Origin of the sequence: Oryzomicrobium sp. (assembly GCF_021287045.1) — a bacterium.
In the GTDB taxonomy this organism is placed as follows: Bacteria; Pseudomonadota; Gammaproteobacteria; order Burkholderiales; family Rhodocyclaceae; genus Oryzomicrobium.
Map to the genome: position 1 here is coordinate 219124 of NZ_JAJTBG010000001.1, position 18679 is coordinate 237802.

An 18679-nucleotide genomic window follows, 5' to 3' on the forward strand; every position below is an offset into this window, starting at 1 on the left:
ATTCCGTGAGCGAAGCTTCCCTGCGCACTTCCGGCAAGCCCTGGTTCCGCGAACCATGGCCCTGGATTCTCATGGCCGGACCGGCGATGGTCATCGTCGCCGGCGCCATTACCGTTTCCCTGGCCATCAAGTCCGACGATGGCCTGGTCGCCGACGACTACTACAAGCGTGGTCTGGCGGTGAACCAGGACATCGGCCGTGACCGGAAGGCCGCCGAACTGGGGCTGAAGGCTTCGGTGGCCTTCGGCGACGACCGTCAGACCCTGAAGGTGCAGGTGGAGCACAACAGCAGCGCTCCCCTGCCGCCCAGCGTCAACCTGGCCCTGGTCCACCCGACCCGGCGCGGCCAGGACCAGGTAGTGCCCCTCAGCCTCGACGGCAAAGGGACGTACGTGGGAACGCTCAAGGAACCGATAGTCCAGGCCAGCGGTAAGCGCCATCTGGCCCTGGAAGATCCCGAGGCCAGCTGGCGGCTGGTCGGGGAATGGGATACCGATACATTGGCCGCAAATCTGCAGTCCGAGCCGCAAAAATAAAAAGCAGGACGGCACCGGGTTTTCTTCAACGACAGGGAGGTGAGTTATGGCTTGGCAAGTACTGTTCAGTACCGACGTTGGGCTCCTCAGTCTGGCAGTGATCGTCACTGTTATCCTGATGTCCGCGTACTACGCCTGGTATTTCAACAAAAAAATCAATGAAGAATCCCGCAACAAGGGAAACGAGAAGCAAGCAACACCGTAACGAAAAAGGGGCCTTCCGGCCCCTTTTTTCATGGCTGATGCCTTGGTGCCGCCCGATGCCGGGCGGCGGCGATCAGCGGTAGACCAGCACGGGGATGGTCGAGTGGGTCAGGACCTTGTTGGTCTCGCTGCCCAGCAGCAGGCCGGATATGCCCCGGCGGCCATGGGAGGCCATGAAGATCAGGTCGCAGTTGTTGGCCTTGGCCGAGTCGATGATCGCCTCGTAGGGCACGTCGCTGGTCACCGACAGGGTCTTGCAGACCACGCCCTGGTCGCCGCACAGCTTGGCGACCGAGCCGAGGAATTCCTGGGCCTGCTGTTCGGCCAATTCGGCGAATTTCTCTGGTGTGGTGGGGTCGATCAGCGCACCCTCGCCGTAATAGGTGATCGGGTATTCGGGCTTGGCGTAGAACGCGGTCACCTGGGCGCCGATTTCCTTGGCGAAGCCGACGGCCCGCTGGGCCGCTTCCTGGGAAAGCTCGGAACCGTCAGTGGGAACCAGAATATGCTTGAACATGGTGCCTCCGCAAAATGATTCGTTCGGGGTTTCTTCCTGACCTATGGTACGCCGCCCAGGCTGTCGGGAAAAGCGGCGTATGGCCCCGGAAGCGGCGCCGGGCGCGGACTTTGCGCCTGGGGCGCCATGGCCATAACGCTAGCATGGATTTGTGGTATATCCAGAAAAGCGGCCCGGTGCGACGAGTGCCGGGCCCCGTTCGCGTTGGCGCGCGCCTCGCCTTTCCGCAAGGATTCCAATGATGGCTTCGGCAAAGTCCCCCACACACCGTCACTGCACCGTCGACCTACAAGGGCTCAGCCCGCTGGAGGCCCTGGGCGAAAAATTCGCCCAGCAGGTGGACCCTTTCGGCATCGCCACCTCCCTGGCCAATGCCCAGATCGCCTGGTGGCTCCACCCCCAGGAAATGGCCCGAGTGGCGATGGGCCTGTCAGGCGACGCCCTGGCCCTGCAAGCACACATCCTGCGCCGCGCCTGGGGGCTGCCTTCCGAAGATGTGGTCACGCCGGACCCCGGCGATGCCCGGTTCAGTGACCCGGTGTGGGCCGAGGCGCCGACCTGGGACATCCTCAAGGAAACCTACCTGGCGATCACCCACCGGCTCCAGGACATGTATTTCGAAACCCCGGGGCAGTCCGACAAGGAACGCCGCCGGGCCGCTTTCTGGCTACGCAAGTGGTTGAACGCAATGGCGCCGACCAACTTCTTCTGGACCAACCCGGTGGCCATGCGCAAGTTTGCCGCCAGCCACGGCGACAGCCTCGCCCAGGGCTGTCGCAACTTCCTGGCGGACCTGCGGGCAGGCAATATCCGCATGGTGGACGAGGATGCCTTCACCGTCGGCAAGGACCTGGCCACCACGGCCGGCCAGGTGGTGTTCCGCAACCGCCTGGTGGAGGTGATCCAGTATTCCCCCCGCACCGACCAGGTCCGGGCCATGCCGCTGGTGATCTTCCCGCCCTGGATCAACAAGTTCTACATCCTCGACCTGAACGCCAAGAAGAGCCTGGTGAAATACCTGGTGGACCAGGGCTTCACCGTTTTCCTGGCGAGCTGGAAGAACCCGACGCCGGATATGGCCGACGTCACCTTCGACAACTACCTCGAAGAGGGCTACCAGAAGGTCATCGAAGCGGCGACGGCGATCGCCAAGGTGCCCCAGGTCCATGCCGTGGGCTATTGCATCGGCGGCACGGGGCTGACCGCCTACCTGGCCTGGGCCAACCGCCGCTACGGCGACCCGGCCAAGGTGCCGGTGGCCCACTGGAGCACCTTCACCACCTTGACCGACTTCGCCCACCCGGGCGATATCGAGGTGTTCCTCGACGAGGGGGCGGTGGAGTGGCTGGAAAAGAAGATGTCCCAGCAGGGCTACCTGGATGGCAAGGACATGGCCTCCTCGTTCCGTATGCTGCGCTCCAACAGCCTGATCTGGCACTACTGGGTGCACAGCTACCTGTACGGCGAGCCCCTGCCGCCCTTCGACGTGCTGTTCTGGAACAGCGACACCACGCGCATGCCCATGGCCATGCACAGCTACTACCTGCGCGAGATGTACCTGAAGAACAACCTGGTCAAAAAGGACGCCATCACCCTGGCCGGCGAGTCCATCGACATGGAGTGCATCGTCCAGCCCCTGTTCGCCGTCACCGCCGAGGACGACCACATCGCGCCGTGGAAGCAATGCTTCCACATCCGCCGCCACATTCCGGCGCCGATGCGTTTCGTGCTGTCCACCTCCGGCCACATCCTGGGCATCATCAATCCCCCGGTGGATCCGCCCAAGCGGGCCTACTGGATGGCCGACGCCAGCCGCGGCGAGGGCAGCGACAGCTGGAAGGAGAGGGCGCCGCGCCATGCCGGCAGCTGGTGGCCGGCATGGATCGAATGGCTGGACGAACGGTGCGGCGAACAGGTGGCGCCGCCCAAATCCCACCGCAGCTATCCGGCCCTGGAAAAAGCCCCCGGCACCTACGTGCTGGAGCACTGAGCACGCTGCCTGAAGGATGGCTAAATCCCTGGCGCAAAAGGAATTGCGCCAGGGTTAACCTACGTCAAAGGCGCCCCGGAGGGCTGTGCTATCGTCGCCGCCACTTCAACGGCGGTGCCCCCATGTCCTTCCAGCTTCCTTCCCTCAAGATCCGCGGCAAGTCGCTCCTCCCCATCGTCCAGGGAGGGATGGGGGTCGGGGTGTCCGCCCACCGCCTGGCCGGCGCCGTGGCCCGGGAGAACGCCGTGGGCACCATCGCCAGCGTGGATCTGCGCCGCCACCATCCGGACTTGATGGAAGAAACCGGCCGCTGCCGGGACAAGGCGCGCATCGACGCGGCCAACCTGGTGGCCCTGGACCGGGAAATTCAGGCCACCAAGGCCATGGCCCGGGGCCTGGGGCTGGTGGCGGTCAATGTCATGCGCGCCGGTCCGAATACGCCGCCTGCATCCGCCAGTCCTGCGAATCCGGCGCCGAGGCCATCGTCATGGGGGCTGGCCTGCCCCTGGAACTGCCCGAACTGACCCGGGACCATCCCCACGTGGCTCTGGTGCCCATCCTTTCCGACGTGCGCGGGGTGACCGTGGTGCTCAAGAAATGGATGCGCAAGAACGTCCTGCCCGACGCCATCGTGATCGAACATCCGGCCCACGCCGCCGGCCACCTGGGGGCGGCGCGCAAGGACGACCTGTCCGATCCGCGCTTTGCCTTCGCGAACGTCATCCCCGGCGTACTGCAAGCCTACAAGGACCTGGGCATCGAATCGGAGAACATCCCGGTGATTCCCGCCGGTGGCATCAACAGCCACGAGAAGGTGCGCGAGCTGATCGGCCTGGGCGCCTCGGGCGTTCAGCTCGGCTCGGCCTTCGCCGTCACCGAGGAAGGGGACGCGGATCTGGCCTTCAAGCAGATTCTGGCCGGTGCCGCCCCCGACGATGTGGTGGAGTTCATGAGCTGCGCCGGGCTGCCCGCCCGGGCGGTGCGCACCCCCTGGCTGGAAAAGTACCTGAAGCGCGAAGACAAGCTCCAGGCCGCCGCCAGCGGCGAGCATAAGTGCACCCTGGCCTGGGATTGCCTGGTCCAGTGCGGCCTGCGCGACGGCATCGCCAAGTTCGGCCAGTTCTGCATCGACAGCCAGCTGGCAGCCGCCTTGCGCGGCGACGTGCAGAAGGGCCTATTCTTCCGCGGGGCGGACAGCCTGCCCTTCGGCGACAAGATCCGGCCGGTGAAGGAACTAATCCACTACCTGATGACAGGCCAGCGCCCGGTGCTGGCCTGAGCCATCCCAGACCAGCCGCCGTCGGTGCGGCTGGCCGGTTTTTGCCACGGTCCAGGCCGTGGCTGGCCGAGTGCCAAGCCGCTCCTTTGGGCGGCCCCGACGCCGGGGAGGGGCGCGGGGTTGCGCCGCCGAACGTGTTGAAGATCGTTCGGCCGTGCCCTGAAAGTCCGCGCCAGATGCGGACTTTCAGCCAGAGGGGCGGAAGCCCGAGGGCGGGTGCGGGGCTTCGCGGGGGAGGCGCGGAGAAGCCCGCCCCGCCTGGGGTTTGACGAGACAGGGGAGTGCGGCAGGCGCATTTTGACAGCCATCAAGGCGCCTTGCGGGGGGGCTGTCGAGAATCGGCCCACGATTTTCAGATTCCCAGACAGGGTGCCCCGATGACTGCCTCCCCGACATCCGCTTCTGCCGCGACGACCCTGTCCGGCCTGTTCTCCCAGCACCATCGCCACTGCGACGAGGCTTTCGCCGCCGCGGAAAAAGCCGTATCCGGCGGCGACTGGGCTGTGGCCGAGACCGCCTTTGATACGTTTTCCACCGACCTGCTGGCCCACTTCGCCGCCGAGGAGGAGCAGCTCTTCCCCGCCTTCGAAGCCGCCTCCGGCATGACCGGCGGGCCCACCTCGGTGATGCGCCACGAACACGTGCAGATGCGTGGCCTGCTGGCCAATGCCCGCCAGGCCCTGGCCGACCGGGATGCGGACGCCTTCCTCGGCGAGACCGACACCCTGCTGATCCTCATGGAGCAGCACAACCTCAAGGAAGAAGGCGTCCTCTACCCCATGTGCGACGCCCACTTGGCGCCCCGGGCGGCCGAACTGCTGGAGCGCTGCGCCGCCGCGCTGGGAACGATGTGACGTCAAGAACGGTCGCATAATTCACCGTTCAGTCAATTCAACGCCCCGTCCGGGGAGATTCGTCATGCCACTCAATTTCGCCAATTTCGACGGCCCCGTCATCGATGCCCGGGAGCTGGAGCCCCCCGAACCCTTCGTCCGCACCATGGCGGCCCTGGATGACGTGGGGCCGGGCCAGTCCCTCTACCTGGTCCTGCCCCGGGAGCCCTTTCCCCTCTACAACGCCCTGGCGATGAACGGCTTCACCCACGACACCACCTACAGCGACGACGGCCTGGTGGTGGTGCGCATCTTCCGACCATGAAGGACTGACCCGGGTGGCCCGCTCCCCAGCCAGCGCCCTGTCCTACGACCAGGCACCGCCGCTGCACCTGCCGCTGCGCTTTTTCCTCACCGCCCCCCTGTTCGGGATTCTGGCCGGCGGGCTGCTGCTCGTTCGCGGCGGCGCGGTGTTCGCGTCGCGCTGGACTGGCGAGGCCCTGGCCGCCACCCACTGCCTGACCGCCGGGTTCATGCTCCAGATCATGCTTGGCGCCCTGGTCCAGTTCCTGCCGGTGGGCGCGGGCGTGGTCTTGCCCGGGCAGCGGTGGTTGGTGCCCCTGGTGCACGGGGCGGTCACGGCGGGCAGCTTGGCCCTGGTGATTGCCTTCCTCGGTGCGGGGCAGCCGGCCTTTCTGCTGGCCGGGGCGACCCTGGCCCTGGGCGTTGGCGCCTTTGCCCTGGCCGGGGTCATGGCCCTGCGCCGACGTTTCGCCCTGGTGGGCATCGTGGGGGCGCTGCATCTGACATTCCCGGCCCTGCTGGCTACCCTGTTGCTGGGGCTGTGGCTGGTCGGCGGCCTGGCCGGCTGGAGCAATCCGCCGGTTTTCCTGGCCACCGCCCTGCACGCGGGCTGGGGGCTGTTTGGCTGGGCCGGGGGGCTGTTGCTGGGTGTTTCCCTGGTGGTGGTGCCCATGTTCCAGCTCACCCCGGCCTATCCAGGCTGGGTCGGCCGGGGGTTGGGGCCGCTCCTGACGCTCCTGCTGCTGGGCTGGAGCGTTGCCCGGCTGGGGGCCGGGGAGGGCAGCGGTGTGCAGGTGCTGCCCTGGTCGCTGCTGCTCGCGGCCGTGGCTTTCGGCTTCTGCCTGGTCACCCTGGGCTTGCAGCGCCGCAGCCGCCGTCCCTGGGGTGATCCGACCCAGCGCTTCTGGCGCCTGGGACTGGTGGGCCTGGCGGCGGCCGCGCTCCTGTGGGGCACGGGAGAAGCGGGGCGGGGCGTCTGGGGTGTGGGGAACGGCGACCGGCTGGCCCTGTGGATCGGGGTGCTGGTCTTGTTCGGCGGGTTCATCCCGGTGATCTGCGGCATGCTCTACAAAATAATGCCGTTCCTGATCTGGCTCGACTTGCAGAACCGGGGACGGGGGCGGGTGATTCCGCCCAACATGAAGCGCCTGCTGCCAGAAGCAGGCATGATGCGCCACCTGCGCGGCCACGCGGCGGCCCTGGTGGCGTTGCTTGCCGCGCCCCTGGCGCCGGATTGGCTGGCGCCCCTGGCCGGTGTCCTGGTGTTGCTCGCCTTTGCTCTGCTCGCCGCCAACCTGCTGGGGGGGCTGCACCGCTACCGGCACGAATGCCGGCGCATCGCCGACTGCCTCGACCAAGGATGAGCGAATGACCACTGCCTACCTGATTCTCAAGCACCTGCACGTCACCTGCGTGGCCCTGTCCGGCCTGGGCTTCCTGCTGCGCGGCGGCCTGATGCTGGCCGATTCGCCCCGGCTCCAGGCCCGGGTGTTGCGCATCGCGCCCCACGTGATCGATACCCTGCTGCTGGCCAGCGCCCTCAGCCTGGCGGCGCTGCTGCACCAGTACCCCTTCGTGCAGGGCTGGCTCACCGCCAAGGTGCTGGGGCTGCTGGCCTACATCCTGTGTGGCACCGTGGCCCTGAAGCGCGGTCGGACCAAAGGCGTGCGGATCGTCTTCCTGATCCTGGCCCTGGCCTGCTTCGCCTACATCGTTTCGGTGGCCCTGACCCGCAATCCCTGGGGCTTCTTCCTTTTCCTCGCCTGAAAGTCCGTTCCATGTCCGCATCCCTGCTCGGCCCGGCCGCCCCGTCCTTCGACGAACCCCTGGAAATGCTCGACGCCTGCCATGGCCGCATCGAAGCCCAGCTGAAGACCCTGGAACGCCTGGTGGAGCACCTGCCCCGCCATGGCGTCGATACCGCCGCCCGGCAGGCCATCGAGGGGGTGGTGCGTTACTTCACCGTGGCCGCGCCGCACCATCACGAGGACGAGGAAACGGACCTGTTCCCCGCCCTGAAAACCGCCGTGGCCGGCCAGGAGGCAGCCAGCGGCGAGGTGGAGGCCCTGGTCGGGCGCCTGCTGGCGGACCACCGGCGCATGGACGTGGCCCGGGACGCCATGCTCGACCACCTGGGCAAGCTGCTCGCCGGTGGGACGGCGGACCTGTCAGCCGAGATGGTGGCGGGGCTGGCGGCCCTGTACCGGGAGCACATCGCCCTGGAAACGGCCGAACTGCTGCCCCTGGCCAAGCGGGTGCTGCCGGAGGAGGTGGCGCATCGCCTGGGCGGGCACATGGCGGCACGGCGCGGGGCGCCGATGCCGTCGTGAAGCGATGAGGGGGAGATGCCTGGCGATGAGCCCTGAAGGGGCTGTCAGACCGGAGTGTGGTTCATCAGGCGCTTCAGGCCCGGGATGTCGAGGATGCGGATGTGCTTCTGCTGCACCGCGATCAGCCCTTCTTCCTGGAACTTGGAGAAGGAGCGGGAGACGGTTTCGAGCTTGAGGCCCAGGTAGCTGCCGATCTCCTCCCGGGTCATGCGCAGGTAGAACTCGGCGGGAGAATAGCCCCGGGCGACGAAGCGCTGCGACAGGTTGAGCAGGAAGGCTGCCAGGCGCTCCTCGGCGCGCATGGTGCCGAGCAGCATCATTACGCCGTGGTCGCGCACGATCTCCCGGCTCATCACCTTGTGGAAGTGGTTTTGCAAGGTCGGCACCTGGCGCGACAGGCGCTCCAGATAGTCGAAGGGGATCAGGCAGACCTCGCTGTCTTCCAGGGCGATGGCGTTGCAGGAGTGGTTTTCGCTGCTGATGCCGTCCAACCCGAGCAGTTCGCCGGACATCTGGAAGCCGGTGACCTGGTCGCGGCCGTCCTCCATGATCACGTCGGTCTTGAAGAAGCCGCTGCGGATGGCGTAGAGGGCTTCGAAGGGCTGGCCGGCCCGGTAGAGCAGGTCGCCGCGCTTGACGCGCTTGCGGGTGGAGACGATTTCCTCGAGCTTGGCCATTTCCTGGGAATTCAGGCCGAGCGGCAGACACAACTCGCGCAGATTGCAGTTGGAACAGGCGGTCTTGATGACCGAAAGATTGACGGTTTTCAGAGCCCGGTTTTCGGACATAACGAGTGCGTGCCCCTAGGCAAATTGCGGTTTGATCCAGGTCAACGTGAATCTGTTCCTTACAATGAATACTTAGGAACAACCCTCATATTACCCTGCAATGGCGCTTCCGCTCTCTTTGACCCCCAACGCCTCCAACGTCGTCTTCGATCCCGAGATCATCCAACGTTTCGACATCAGCGGCCCGCGTTACACGTCCTATCCGACGGCGGACCGTTTCGTCGAAGCCTTCGATGCCGAGGCGCTCAAGGCCTGGCTCGGCAAACGCGAGATCGGCGGTGTGGGCGGGCCGTTGAGTGCGGCGGGACGTGCGTTGTCATTATACTTCCACCTCCCTTTCTGCAATACCATCTGCTATTACTGCGCCTGCAACAAGATCATCACCAAGGATCACGGGCGCAGCGCCAAGTACATCAAGTACTTGGGCAAGGAACTGGCCCTCCAGGCCGAGAGCCTGGACGGCAGCCGCGACGTGGCCCAGCTGCACTGGGGCGGCGGCACGCCCACCTTCCTCTCCCATGACGAGATGCGCCAGTTGATGGTGCTCACCCGCAAGTATTTCCACCTGCTGCCGGACGGCGAGTTCTCCATCGAGGTAGACCCTCGCAAGGTGGATACCGCCACCGTGGAAGTGCTGGGCGAACTGGGCTTCAACCGCATGAGCATCGGCGTGCAGGACTTCGACGAGCGCGTGCAGGTGGCGGTCAACCGCATCCAGTCCGAGGCCGAAACCGTCAACGTGGTCGAGGCGGCCCGGGCCAACGGCTTCCAGTCGATTTCCATGGACCTCATCTACGGCCTGCCGCACCAGACCGTGATGGGCTTCAACCGCACCCTGGAGCGGGTCCTGGCGATGAGCCCGGACCGCCTGTCGATCTACAACTACGCTCACCTGCCGCACCACTTCAAGCCGCAGCGGCGCATCCTCGAGGCCGACCTGCCCAGCGCCGACGCCAAGCTGCAGATCCTGCAACTGGCGATCAAGAAGCTCACCGAGGCCGGCTACGTGTTCATCGGCATGGACCACTTCGCCAAGCCCGACGACGAGTTGGCGGTGGCCCAGCGCCAGGGGCGGCTGCACCGCAACTTCCAGGGCTACTCGACCCACGCCGACTGCGACATGCTGGCCTTCGGCATCTCATCGATCGCCAAGGTCGGGCCGACCTACAGCCAGAACGTGCGCACCCTGGACGAGTATTACGACCGTCTCGACGCCGGCCAGCTGCCGGTGCTGCGCGGCCTGGAACTGACTGCCGACGACATCCTGCGCCGCTCGATCATCCAGGCCCTGATGTGCCACTTCGAGCTGTCCCTGGAGTCCATCGAGATCGCCCACCTGATCGACTTCCGCAAGTACTTTTCTGCCGAGCTGGAGGACCTGCGCGAGATGGAGCAGGCCGGCCTGCTCAAGGTGGACGACAAGTGGATCACCGTGCTGCCCCCGGGGCGCATGCTGGTGCGGGTCATCGCCATGGTGTTCGACCGCTACCTGCGCGCCGACCGGCAGCGCACCCGCTACTCCAAGGTCATCTGACCGCCCGGCCGGCGGCACCCCTGCCGCCGGCGTTTCCCTGCGCCACCGTTCTCGGCCGCCGCGTCGTTTCCATCCGGATTCGGCGCCCGGGGTAGTACACTGACGCCGTGGATTCCCTGACCCCCGCTTCCCTCCTGCCTTTCCTCATCGTCGGCTTTCTCGGCGGCCCCCACTGCGTCGGCATGTGCGGGGGCATCGTCGCCGCCCTCACCGCGGGGGGCGGCTCGTCACGGCGCGGTCTGCACCTGGCCTACAACCTGGGGCGGATCGCTGCCTACGGCCTGGCCGGCGCGGCCATGGGCGCCCTGGGCGGGCTGCTCGGCGGCCATGGCGCCCTGGCCGCCCAATGGCCGCTGCGCACCGTGCTCTACCTGCTGGCCAGCCTGCTGCTGGTGGGCATGGGCCTGTATCTGCTCGGCTTGCCGCAATTGCTGCTCCCCCTGGAGCGGGGCGGGCAATTCCTGTGGCGGCGCATCCAGCCCCTGACCCGGCGCTTCGTGCCGGTGCGCTCGGCGGCCCAGGCGCTGCCCCTGGGCTTCCTCTGGGGCTTCCTGCCCTGCGGCCTCGTCTACAGCGCCCTGGCATCGGCCCTGGCGGCCGGTTCCGCGGCCCGGGGCGGGGCGATCCTGCTGGCGTTCGGCCTGGGCACCCTGCCCAACCTGCTGGCCATGGGCCTGTTGGCGGTTCGGCTCAAGGACTGGGCGCGCCGCCCGGCGGTGCGCCGCCTGGCCGGTGTGCTGGTGCTGGGGTACGGCGCCTGGGGATTGTTCGCCGGCCTGCGGTTACTGGTCGCCAACTGAGCAATCGCGCTGACGGAAGGTGGATCGGGGTCGGTACCGGCCGGGCTTGTTCTAAAAGTAAAGCAACAAAACAAACGGGGCACCCTTGGGTGCCCCGTTTGTTTTGCGTGTTGCCGACGCAGCTCAGGCGGTGCGCGGGTGGTGCGGGCGGGAGAGCTTTTCCCGGAGGACCAGCAGGGCGAACCAGGCCAGGGGGATGGCCACCAGGGAATAGGTGATCCACTGGCCGTACTGGCCTTCCGGCCCCCAGGGCTCGGTGACCATGTGCCAGTACTCGTTGTCGATGGGCAGCAGGCCGGTCTCGGTGAATTCGTGGAAGGCGTAGAAGACCAGTTGCAGGGCGAACAGGACCAGGAACACCGAGGTGACCTTGAAGAAGCGGTCGAGGCGGATACGGCTGCCGAAGCGGCCCCAGCCCCAGGCCACCAGGCCGGCCAGCAGCACGCCGAGGACGCCGCCGATGGCCAGGTCTTCCATGCCCGCGCTGAACAGCACGGCGGAAAGCATCAGGGCGGTTTCCATGCCTTCCCGGGTGATCATCAGCAGGACGAAGGCGAACACGCCGATCCAGGCGCCGCTACCGGTCTTGAGGCTGGCGGCCTCGATGCGGGCGGCGATGTTGGCGCGCATGTGCTTGGCGGCGGAAAGCATGTACACCACCATCGATACCACCAGCACGGCGGCGATGGCGGCCAGGGTGCCTTCCCAGAAGGGCTGGCTTTCCGCCTTGCCGAAGAAGTAGCCGGCGACGACGGAGGCGAGGATGCCGGCGCCGGTGCCCCAGTAAACCGCGGAGGTGAGGGCGTGGCGGCCAGTCTGGCGCAGGTAGGCGAGGGTGATGGCGACGATCAGGAAGGCTTCCAGGCCTTCCCGCAGGGCAATGACAAGGGCTTGCATCATGGCGGGCTTCTCCAGGGGCCGTGGGCGCAGGGGGATCGGAGCGCCGGGCAAAGGAATAGTCTAGCCGATAGCCATATTAATGAGAATGGCTATCGTTTTTGGCTGGGCCCCGAGGGACGTTGCGAGTGCCGGGACCGCCGGCCGGCGTGGGCCCGCCGACGGTGCAGGGTTATCAGCCGCGCAGGGCGTAGTACTCCACCACCTGCTGCATTTCGATGGGGAAGGGCACGTCCTGGGGGCCGGGCAAATGGCCGACCCGGGCGCTCAGGGCGGTTTCGTCCCACGCCAGCCACTCGGGGCGGGTCAGGGCGGGTTCGGCCAGGCTGGCGCGGATGGCGTCGAGGGGCTTGTCGCCCCGGTGCAGGGTGATGGTGTCGCCGACCTTGAGGCGCACCCCGGGCAGGTCGACCCGGCGCCCGTTCAGGCGCAGATGGCCGTGGCGCACCAGTTGCCGGGCCGCCGGAATGGTGGGGGCGAAGCCGGCGCGGAACACGGCGTTGTCGAAGCGGCGCTCCAGCAGCTCCAGCAGCTTGTCGCCGGTGGGCGTCTTGCTGCGCTTGGCTTCGCTCACCAGGCGGCGCAGCTGGCCTTCGGTCAGGCCGTAGTTGAAGCGCAGCTTCTGCTTTTCCATCAGCTTGGCGCCGAAATCGGACAGGCGCTGGGGCTTCAGGCCGTGCTGGCCGGGGCGATGGGGACGGTCGGCAATGGTCTTGCGCGACAGGCCGGGCAGGTCGAGGCCGAGGGCGCGCATCACCTTGAGGCGCGGGCCGGTATAGCGGGACATAAAGGGCTCCAGTAGGGCGGCCGGATGGGCGTCAGTGGGCGAGGGGCCGGGCGGCTTCGCCGGGGGCGTCGAGGCGGTCCAGGTCGGCGTAGGCCTGGGCCAGGTCGGCCCAGTGCCGCAGCATCTGCCGGCAGGTATGGCGCAGGGCCGGCGGCACCTGGGGATCGGGCAGTTTGTCCAGGGCGGCCAGCTTCTGCACGATCAACTGGCACAGATAGGGCTCGCCGCACAGGGCATGCTCGGTCATCCAGGTCATGGCCGCCGAGAGGAGTTCGTTGGCGTCGCCGGGACGCCGGTCGAGGGGCTCGCGCATGGCTCCGCATCCGGTGGGGCGGCGGCCGGAGCCGCCGGTTGCAGGGTTGGGCTGGCGGCCCGGTCCCTGCATTCCTGGCAGGCGGGGCGTGGCTGGCATCGAGGGGCCGGGTGGGCAGGCTTGGGATAAGCCCTGTCCGGCAATTGATGATAATAGTTCGCATTTGCTTTTGTCGCAACCCGCAGCGGAATTTGTTCTGGGCGTGCAGGCGGTGCGACAGAACAGGGCTCCCGGCAATTGGCGTTGCTGCCGTGCCCTGCCACCCTGATGCCGTGCGTACCTTATTTCACTGGGGAGGGACGTGCCGAGCTGATCAGGCTGCGCCGCAATTTGGAATTGCCGTTCATTGGCCTACCAGGCGAACCCTGACAGAGGGCTAGACCGCGAGCGTTGCAATCCAGGGCTTGTCTTTTTAATGAGAATAATTATCATTTGATGTGTGTGGGGACTATGCCATGTGCCACAACCACCATGCCGCCCGCTTTTACCGACGATCCTTTCACCCCTCGGGAGACCGCCATGAATGCCCTTGCCCAGCCCCTGGTCCAGGATGACGAAGCCGCCAGCATGGCGGCCAGCCTGCTCTACCTGATGAGCGAATACGCCGCCGAGGACAACCCCTTGCTCGCCGCCCTGGTGGCCGGCGAACTGGCAGCCCTGGGCCGTCTGGTCGATCCCCGCTCGCCCCTGGCCTACATGGTCCAGCGCATGACCCGCCGCTGGCGCGCCCTGGCCCAGAGCCGCAGCGGCGAAACCCGGGGGCGCGGCGCCCTGGCGGCCCTGCCGGCGTAAGGTAAGGAGAACGCCGTGCCGATCCGCTTTCCCTTGACCAAGCCCGCGCCGGCAGGCGCCGCCGCCGCGGCTCCCGCCCTCGATCCCGCCGCCCTGGCCCGGGCGGTCGATCCCCTGGCCGCCGGCGAGGATGCCCGGGCCGGCTCCCGGCGCCGCCGCCTGTGGGACGTGAAGCACCAGTACCACTGCCCGGTGATCGGCACCTGCCTGCCCATGGACGTGCTGCGCCGCCTGGCCGAGAAGGCCCGGGTGAGCGTGGACGGCCTCACCGACTTCGCCCTGCATACCCAGGCCGTGGGCCACGCCGAAGCCCGCACCCCCTTCGCCGAACTTATGCAGAAGGAGCTGGAACGGCGCCACGCCCTGGCCATCAAGCGCTTCAACCAGGCCCGGGACGAAGCCGCCCTGTGGCAGCTGTGGTGCGATGCCGTGGCCCGGGGCGAAGTGCCGGGAGCCCTGTGGGCGGTGTGGACCCACCCCCGCTGCGGCAACGACCTGGCCCACCGCATCTACGGCGAGGTGCACATGATTTCGCACCAGATGGGCGCTGGCCAGACCGCCGACCTGCAACGCCTGTCCCAACTCGCCGCCACCGTGGCCGAACTGCGCGGCAAGCTCGACGCCCTGACCGAACGGACCGCCGAGCGGTTGGCGGAAAAGGTGGACGAGCTGGAAGCCCTGCGCCAGCAGGTGGCCACCCTGGAAGCCGCCGCCGCCGAGCGCGACGCCCTGCGCGGCCGCGTCGAGTCCCTGGAAACGGCCACCGGCCAGGCCGCCGAGCGCATCGACGGCTGGCGGCGCCAGGCCGACAGCCAGTCCCGCCGCGCTGACCGGGCCGAAGCCCGGGCCCGGGCGCTGGAGCGGGCCCTGGCTGAGGCCCGCGACGAACTGGCCGAGGTCCGCGCCGAGGCCGCCGCCGCCGAAACCGCCCTCGGCGCCTGGAGCGGCGGGTCGGGGGGCGAATCCGGCGGCGCGACGCCGCCGTCCTGCTCTGCCCCGTGCGCCGCTTCGGCGCCCCGGCTGGCGGGCCAGGCGGTGCTGTGCGTCGGCGGCATTCCGGCCCTCACCGAGGCCTACCGGCAGATCGTGGAAAAGGCCGGCGGGCGCTTCGTGCATCACGACGGCGGGCTGGAGGACAACCCCCGGGCCCTGGAAGGAACCCTGGCGGCGGCCGACGCCGTGATCTGCCAGGCCGGCTGCATCAGCCACGGCGCCTACTGGCGGCTCAAGGACCACTGCAAGCGCACCGGCAAGCCCTGCGTCTATCTCAAGCGGGCCAGCGTCACCAGCTTCGTGCGCGGCGTCGTCCAGGTGGCCGAGGGGGCTCCGGTCTTGCACACCGGCGAGGATGAGAAGGCGTATCGCTAACGAAATGGGCCGGCAACGTTGAAAAGGCCGGGGGGAGCATCCAGAATGGAGGTCCAGACCGCCCGCCGGTCACCCCTTCCCACTTTCCAGACACGGAGCCTGCCCATGAAAGGCGACAAGAAGATCATTGGTCACCTGAACAGCCTGCTCGCCGGCGAACTGACCGCCATCGACCAGTACTTCATCCACGCCGAGATGTACAAGGACATGGGCCTCAACGCTCTGTTCGAGCGCATCAACCACGAGATGGAGGACGAGCGCGAGCACGCCCGCCAGCTGATCGCCCGCATCCTGTTCCTGGAAGGCGTGCCCGACCTGACCAAGCGCGAGCCGGCCATCAAGGTCGGCAAGGACGTGCCGGGCATGCTGGAAAGCGACCTGGCCCTGGAATACGCCGTGGTCAAGCATCTCAAGGACGTCATCGCCGAAACCGAGAAGGCTCAGGACTACGTCACCCGGGACATGCTCGTGGCCATGCTCGACGACACCGAGGAAGACCACACCCACTGGCTGGAAAAGCAGCTGCGCCTGATCAAGCTCACCGGCTTGCAGAACTACATCCAGTCCCAGATGGGCAGCGCCGCGTAAGCATCGCTCTGCGCCCCAAACGAAAAGCCCCCGCAACGCGGGGGCTTTTTCATTGGCGCCGCTGGAGCGGCACTGGCAGCACTAACGGCAGAGCTGCCTGGAGAACCGCTCCCATGGCCGATCTCCGCGCTGGCATGACGAAGATCGAGTAATGGCGCGGCGTTTCATCGGGTATGCCTGGGAATCGGCCACTGGCGCGGGGTTTCGCGGTGCAGATTTCAGCGTCCCGGGATTGAAGCGGCCGAGGGTGCCGTCCGGCGCGGCCCCAGGGGCAGAGCCAGGTATTCGCCCTGGCGGCGCAGTCGCAGCAGGGCGGCCTCGCCAGCCGGCAGGCGTTGCACCGCCCGGTTGAAGTCCGCCAGGGTCGGCACCGGTTGGCCGTCCAGGGATTCGATCTCGTCCCCCGGTTCCAGGCCGTTGCCCTCGGCTGTCCCGTAGCTGGCCAGGATGCGCAGCGGGCCAGCCTTGTCCCGGGCGCCCGGTAGGGTCGCCGGCTCTTGCAGGATCAGCCCCAGCTCCCGGGCCGGGTCCTGGGCGTTTGCGTTGTGGCGCGGCCGGGAGCGGGTCTCCTCTTCCCCCAGGGCCACGGTGACGCGGCGGCGGGACTGGTCGCGCCAGACGTCCAGTTCGAGCCGTTCCCCGGGGCTGGAAACCGCCAGGGCCCGGTGCAGGGCGCCCACGTCGGCCAGGGCGGCGCCGCCGATGCCGACCACCAGGTCGCCGCTTTTCAGTCCGGCCCGGGAAGCCGGCGTACCGGGATGAACCCGGGTGAGCAGGGCGCCCCGCCGCTGGCCGAGGAGCCGGGCGCTGTTCTCGGCGGGGAAGATGTCGGCGCCCAGCCAGCCGCGTTTCACCTGACGGTCCCGCAGCAGCAGGGCGGCGACGCGCAGGGCCTCGTCGATGGGGATGGCGAAGGCGATGCTGGTGTAGCCGCCGGAACGGGAGAAAGCCAGGGAGTTGATGCCGACGATGCGCCCGGCGGCGTCGAACAGGGGGCCGCCGGAATTGCCTGGGTTGATCGCCGCGTCGGTCTGGATGAAGGCCACGTGGGGGTTGCTCGGCACGAAACGGCCAGTGGCGCTGACGATGCCGGAGGTCACCGTGTGGGCCAGGCCGAAGGGGGCGCCGATGGCGAACAGGGCATCCCCCGGGCGCAGGGCCGCCGGGTCGCCGATGGGCGGCGGCGGGGCGGCCAGTACCGGCTCGGTACTCAGCACCGCCACGTCGGTGGTCTGGTCGCTACCCACCAGGGTGGCGGCGTACTCCCGGCCGTCGTGGCCGATCACGGCGATTTCCCGGGCGTTGCGTACCACGTGGGCGTTGGTCAGCAGGTGGCCCCGGGCGTCGAAGACGAAGCCCGAGCCGGTCCCACCGGGCAAGGGAGCGGGCTCTATGGCGGGAAATGCCGGGTTCGGCGTGAGGGCCGCCGGGACGGCGCGGCGCACCTTGATCTGCACCACCGCCGGCAGCCGCGCCGCCACCTGCTCGGCCAAGGATGGCGGAGGGTCGAAGGCCGGGGTAGCGGCATGGGCGGCGGGAACGTTCAGGGCGCAGGCCAGCAGGATGGCGGTGACGGCAGGCCGGAAGGGGCGGACGAGGCGAGAGGCGGGGGTGTGGTGGAACATCGGTCGGGAATCGTGTTGGCTGGGCTGGCTTTGGCTGGGGGGGATGGGGGGCTGGCGCTCACAGCGCTTCAAGGAAGGCGTGCAGGGCGTCGATTTCCGCCTCGTCGAGCTGGCGGGCGCGGATCAGGGGCGACTTGCGCGGCCGGTAAGGGTCGGCTGTAGCCGTCTCCTTGGGCGTCAGGTTGCCCATGCCGGCGTTGTACATGCGCAGCAGGCCTTTCAGGTCGGGAAAAATGCCATTGTGCATCCACGGCCCGGCCCGGGCCACGTTGCGCAGGCTGGGGGTGCGGAAGGCCCCCAGGTCGGCCTTGTTCCGTGTCACCTCGAAGCGGCCCAGATCCTGGTTGCGCCGGCCGTAGAACGACAGGCCGATGTCGTGAAAGCCATGATCGGTGAGCAGGGGGCCGTAGTGGCAGTTGAGGCAGCCGGCCTTGGTGCGGAACAGGTGCAGGCCGGTCAGGGCGCCATCGGACAAGGCCGCCGCGTCCCCGGCGAGAAAGCGGTCGAAGGCCGTGGCCTCGGGGCGCAGGGTGCGCACGAAGGCCGCCAGGGCCTGGGCCAGGGTGGCCTCGTCCGGGCCGGCGGTGCCGAAGGCGGCCCGCCAGGGCGCCCGGTACTCGTCCAGGCCCTTGATCCGGGCCACGGCCCGGGGCAGGGGATGGTTCATCTCCACCGGGTTGGCGATGGGGCCGACCACCTGCTCTTCCAGGGAGCCGGCCCGGCCGTCCCAGAACAGGCGCGGGGCGAAGGGGGCGGCGAGCAGGGGCGGGGTGCGGCGCCGGCCCATCAACTTGTCCTCGCCCACGGCCAAGGGCTTGCCGTCGGTGAAGGCCTTTTCCGGTCGGTGGCAGCCGGCGCAGGACAGCTCGCCCTTTGCCGACAGACGTGGGTCGAAGAACAGGCGCCGCCCCAATTCCACCCGGGCCGGCGTGCCGGGATTGCTGGCCGGCGTCGGCGCCACGGCGGGTACTGGCCCCAGCTCCTGCCATGCCACGCCCGCCTCCACCTCGGGCGCCGGCCAGGCGGCGGCTGGCGCGGCATAGAGGCGGCGCAGGCAGGCGGCGTCCCAGCCGTTGGCGGTGCGGCAATCGGGGGCGGCCGGCGCCGGCAGGGCGGTCGGGGCCGCGCTCAGGGCGGCGGCCAGGCAGGCCGCCCGCAGGCCATGGATCGCGTGGGTCCGCGCATGAGTCTTCAT

Annotated in this window: 22 protein-coding genes; 15 read left to right on the plus strand and 7 right to left on the minus strand. The window is 68.1% G+C overall.

The genetic code is table 11. The features are described from left to right. Window positions 1-5 precede the first annotated feature (5 nt). Window positions 6-536: a FixH family protein gene (locus LWW89_RS01000; RefSeq protein WP_293259759.1), complete on the plus strand. Its 531-nt coding sequence runs from the start codon at window positions 6-8 to the stop codon at window positions 534-536. A gap of 46 nt (window positions 537-582) precedes the next feature. After that, on the plus strand, window positions 583-741 hold the full coding sequence (locus LWW89_RS01005; protein WP_293259762.1) for a DUF3149 domain-containing protein: 159 nt from the start codon (window positions 583-585) through the stop codon (window positions 739-741). Window positions 742-813: 72 nt separating this feature from the next. On the opposite strand, the gene LWW89_RS01010 is transcribed toward LWW89_RS01005, so the two are convergent. Continuing rightward, complete coding sequence (locus LWW89_RS01010) at window positions 814-1257, minus strand: universal stress protein (protein WP_293259765.1); 444 nt, start codon at window positions 1255-1257, stop codon at window positions 814-816. A 241-nt stretch (window positions 1258-1498) separates the two neighbouring features. Here LWW89_RS01010 and LWW89_RS01015 point away from each other — a divergent pair, with 241 nt between their 5' ends. The 8 genes from LWW89_RS01015 to LWW89_RS01050 all read left to right on the plus strand — a co-directional run bounded on the left by LWW89_RS01015 (window position 1499) and on the right by LWW89_RS01050 (window position 7992). Next, window positions 1499-3247, plus strand: coding sequence for an alpha/beta fold hydrolase (locus LWW89_RS01015; protein WP_365780797.1), 1749 nt, complete (start codon window positions 1499-1501; stop codon window positions 3245-3247). A 122-nt stretch (window positions 3248-3369) separates the two neighbouring features. Beyond that, on the plus strand, window positions 3370-3771 hold the full coding sequence (locus LWW89_RS01020) for a hypothetical protein (RefSeq protein WP_293259771.1): 402 nt from the start codon (window positions 3370-3372) through the stop codon (window positions 3769-3771). Then, a complete protein-coding gene (locus tag LWW89_RS01025) occupies window positions 3735-4526 on the plus strand; it encodes a nitronate monooxygenase (RefSeq protein WP_293259774.1) in 792 nt (263 codons plus the stop codon). The genes LWW89_RS01020 and LWW89_RS01025 overlap by 37 nt, the downstream gene beginning before the upstream one ends. 377 nt (window positions 4527-4903) lie before the next feature. Beyond that, window positions 4904-5380, plus strand: a complete 477-nt coding sequence (locus LWW89_RS01030; protein ID WP_293259777.1) for a hemerythrin domain-containing protein — start codon at window positions 4904-4906, stop codon at window positions 5378-5380. A 64-nt stretch (window positions 5381-5444) separates the two neighbouring features. Beyond that, on the plus strand, window positions 5445-5684 hold the full coding sequence (locus LWW89_RS01035) for a DUF2249 domain-containing protein (RefSeq protein WP_293259780.1): 240 nt from the start codon (window positions 5445-5447) through the stop codon (window positions 5682-5684). A 13-nt stretch (window positions 5685-5697) separates the two neighbouring features. Then, window positions 5698-7026 (plus strand): hypothetical protein, encoded by a 1329-nt coding sequence (locus LWW89_RS01040; RefSeq protein WP_293259783.1) that lies wholly within the window; start codon window positions 5698-5700, stop codon window positions 7024-7026. Between the two features lie 4 nt (window positions 7027-7030). Continuing rightward, on the plus strand, window positions 7031-7429 hold the full coding sequence (locus LWW89_RS01045; RefSeq protein WP_293259785.1) for a SirB2 family protein: 399 nt from the start codon (window positions 7031-7033) through the stop codon (window positions 7427-7429). A gap of 11 nt (window positions 7430-7440) precedes the next feature. Next, on the plus strand, window positions 7441-7992 hold the full coding sequence (locus LWW89_RS01050; RefSeq protein ID WP_293259788.1) for a hemerythrin domain-containing protein: 552 nt from the start codon (window positions 7441-7443) through the stop codon (window positions 7990-7992). A gap of 44 nt (window positions 7993-8036) precedes the next feature. Here the strand turns inward: LWW89_RS01050 and fnr are convergent, their stop codons facing one another. Then, on the minus strand, window positions 8037-8780 hold the full coding sequence (gene fnr, locus LWW89_RS01055; RefSeq protein WP_293259791.1) for a fumarate/nitrate reduction transcriptional regulator Fnr: 744 nt from the start codon (window positions 8778-8780) through the stop codon (window positions 8037-8039). Between the two features lie 100 nt (window positions 8781-8880). Between fnr and hemN the strand changes: the two genes are divergently transcribed. Together hemN and LWW89_RS01065 are read left to right on the plus strand one after the other, a co-directional pair. Further along, window positions 8881-10314 (plus strand): oxygen-independent coproporphyrinogen III oxidase, encoded by a 1434-nt coding sequence (gene hemN / locus LWW89_RS01060; protein ID WP_293259794.1) that lies wholly within the window; start codon window positions 8881-8883, stop codon window positions 10312-10314. A 107-nt stretch (window positions 10315-10421) separates the two neighbouring features. Further along, entirely contained in the window at window positions 10422-11114 is a 693-nt protein-coding gene (locus LWW89_RS01065; RefSeq protein ID WP_293259797.1) for a sulfite exporter TauE/SafE family protein, read from the plus strand. 123 nt (window positions 11115-11237) lie between these two features. Here LWW89_RS01065 and LWW89_RS01070 read toward each other — a convergent pair whose 3' ends face one another. The 3 genes from LWW89_RS01070 to LWW89_RS01080 all read right to left on the minus strand — a co-directional run bounded on the left by LWW89_RS01070 (window position 11238) and on the right by LWW89_RS01080 (window position 13111). Then, entirely contained in the window at window positions 11238-12014 is a 777-nt protein-coding gene (locus LWW89_RS01070) for an FTR1 family protein (protein ID WP_293259800.1), read from the minus strand. Window positions 12015-12186: 172 nt separating this feature from the next. Continuing rightward, entirely contained in the window at window positions 12187-12798 is a 612-nt protein-coding gene (gene rpsD / locus LWW89_RS01075; RefSeq protein ID WP_293259803.1) for a 30S ribosomal protein S4, read from the minus strand. 31 nt (window positions 12799-12829) lie between these two features. Then, window positions 12830-13111, minus strand: a complete 282-nt coding sequence (locus tag LWW89_RS01080) for a hypothetical protein (RefSeq protein ID WP_293259806.1) — start codon at window positions 13109-13111, stop codon at window positions 12830-12832. Window positions 13112-13630: 519 nt separating this feature from the next. Here LWW89_RS01080 and LWW89_RS01085 point away from each other — a divergent pair. From LWW89_RS01085 to bfr, 3 genes are all read left to right on the plus strand, one after another. Continuing rightward, entirely contained in the window at window positions 13631-13903 is a 273-nt protein-coding gene (locus LWW89_RS01085) for a hypothetical protein (RefSeq protein WP_293259809.1), read from the plus strand. A gap of 15 nt (window positions 13904-13918) precedes the next feature. Then, on the plus strand, window positions 13919-15271 hold the full coding sequence (locus LWW89_RS01090; protein ID WP_293259812.1) for a DUF2325 domain-containing protein: 1353 nt from the start codon (window positions 13919-13921) through the stop codon (window positions 15269-15271). Window positions 15272-15376: 105 nt separating this feature from the next. Then, entirely contained in the window at window positions 15377-15859 is a 483-nt protein-coding gene (bfr, locus tag LWW89_RS01095; RefSeq protein WP_293259815.1) for a bacterioferritin, read from the plus strand. A 218-nt stretch (window positions 15860-16077) separates the two neighbouring features. Here the strand turns inward: bfr and LWW89_RS01100 are convergent, their stop codons facing one another. Next, window positions 16078-17484 carry a trypsin-like peptidase domain-containing protein gene (locus LWW89_RS01100; protein ID WP_293259818.1) on the minus strand — a complete coding sequence of 469 codons (1407 nt, stop codon included), beginning with the start codon at window positions 17482-17484 and terminating at the stop codon, window positions 16078-16080. Between the two features lie 58 nt (window positions 17485-17542). Then, window positions 17543-18679 carry a cytochrome c peroxidase gene (locus LWW89_RS01105; protein ID WP_293259821.1) on the minus strand — a complete coding sequence of 379 codons (1137 nt, stop codon included), beginning with the start codon at window positions 18677-18679 and terminating at the stop codon, window positions 17543-17545.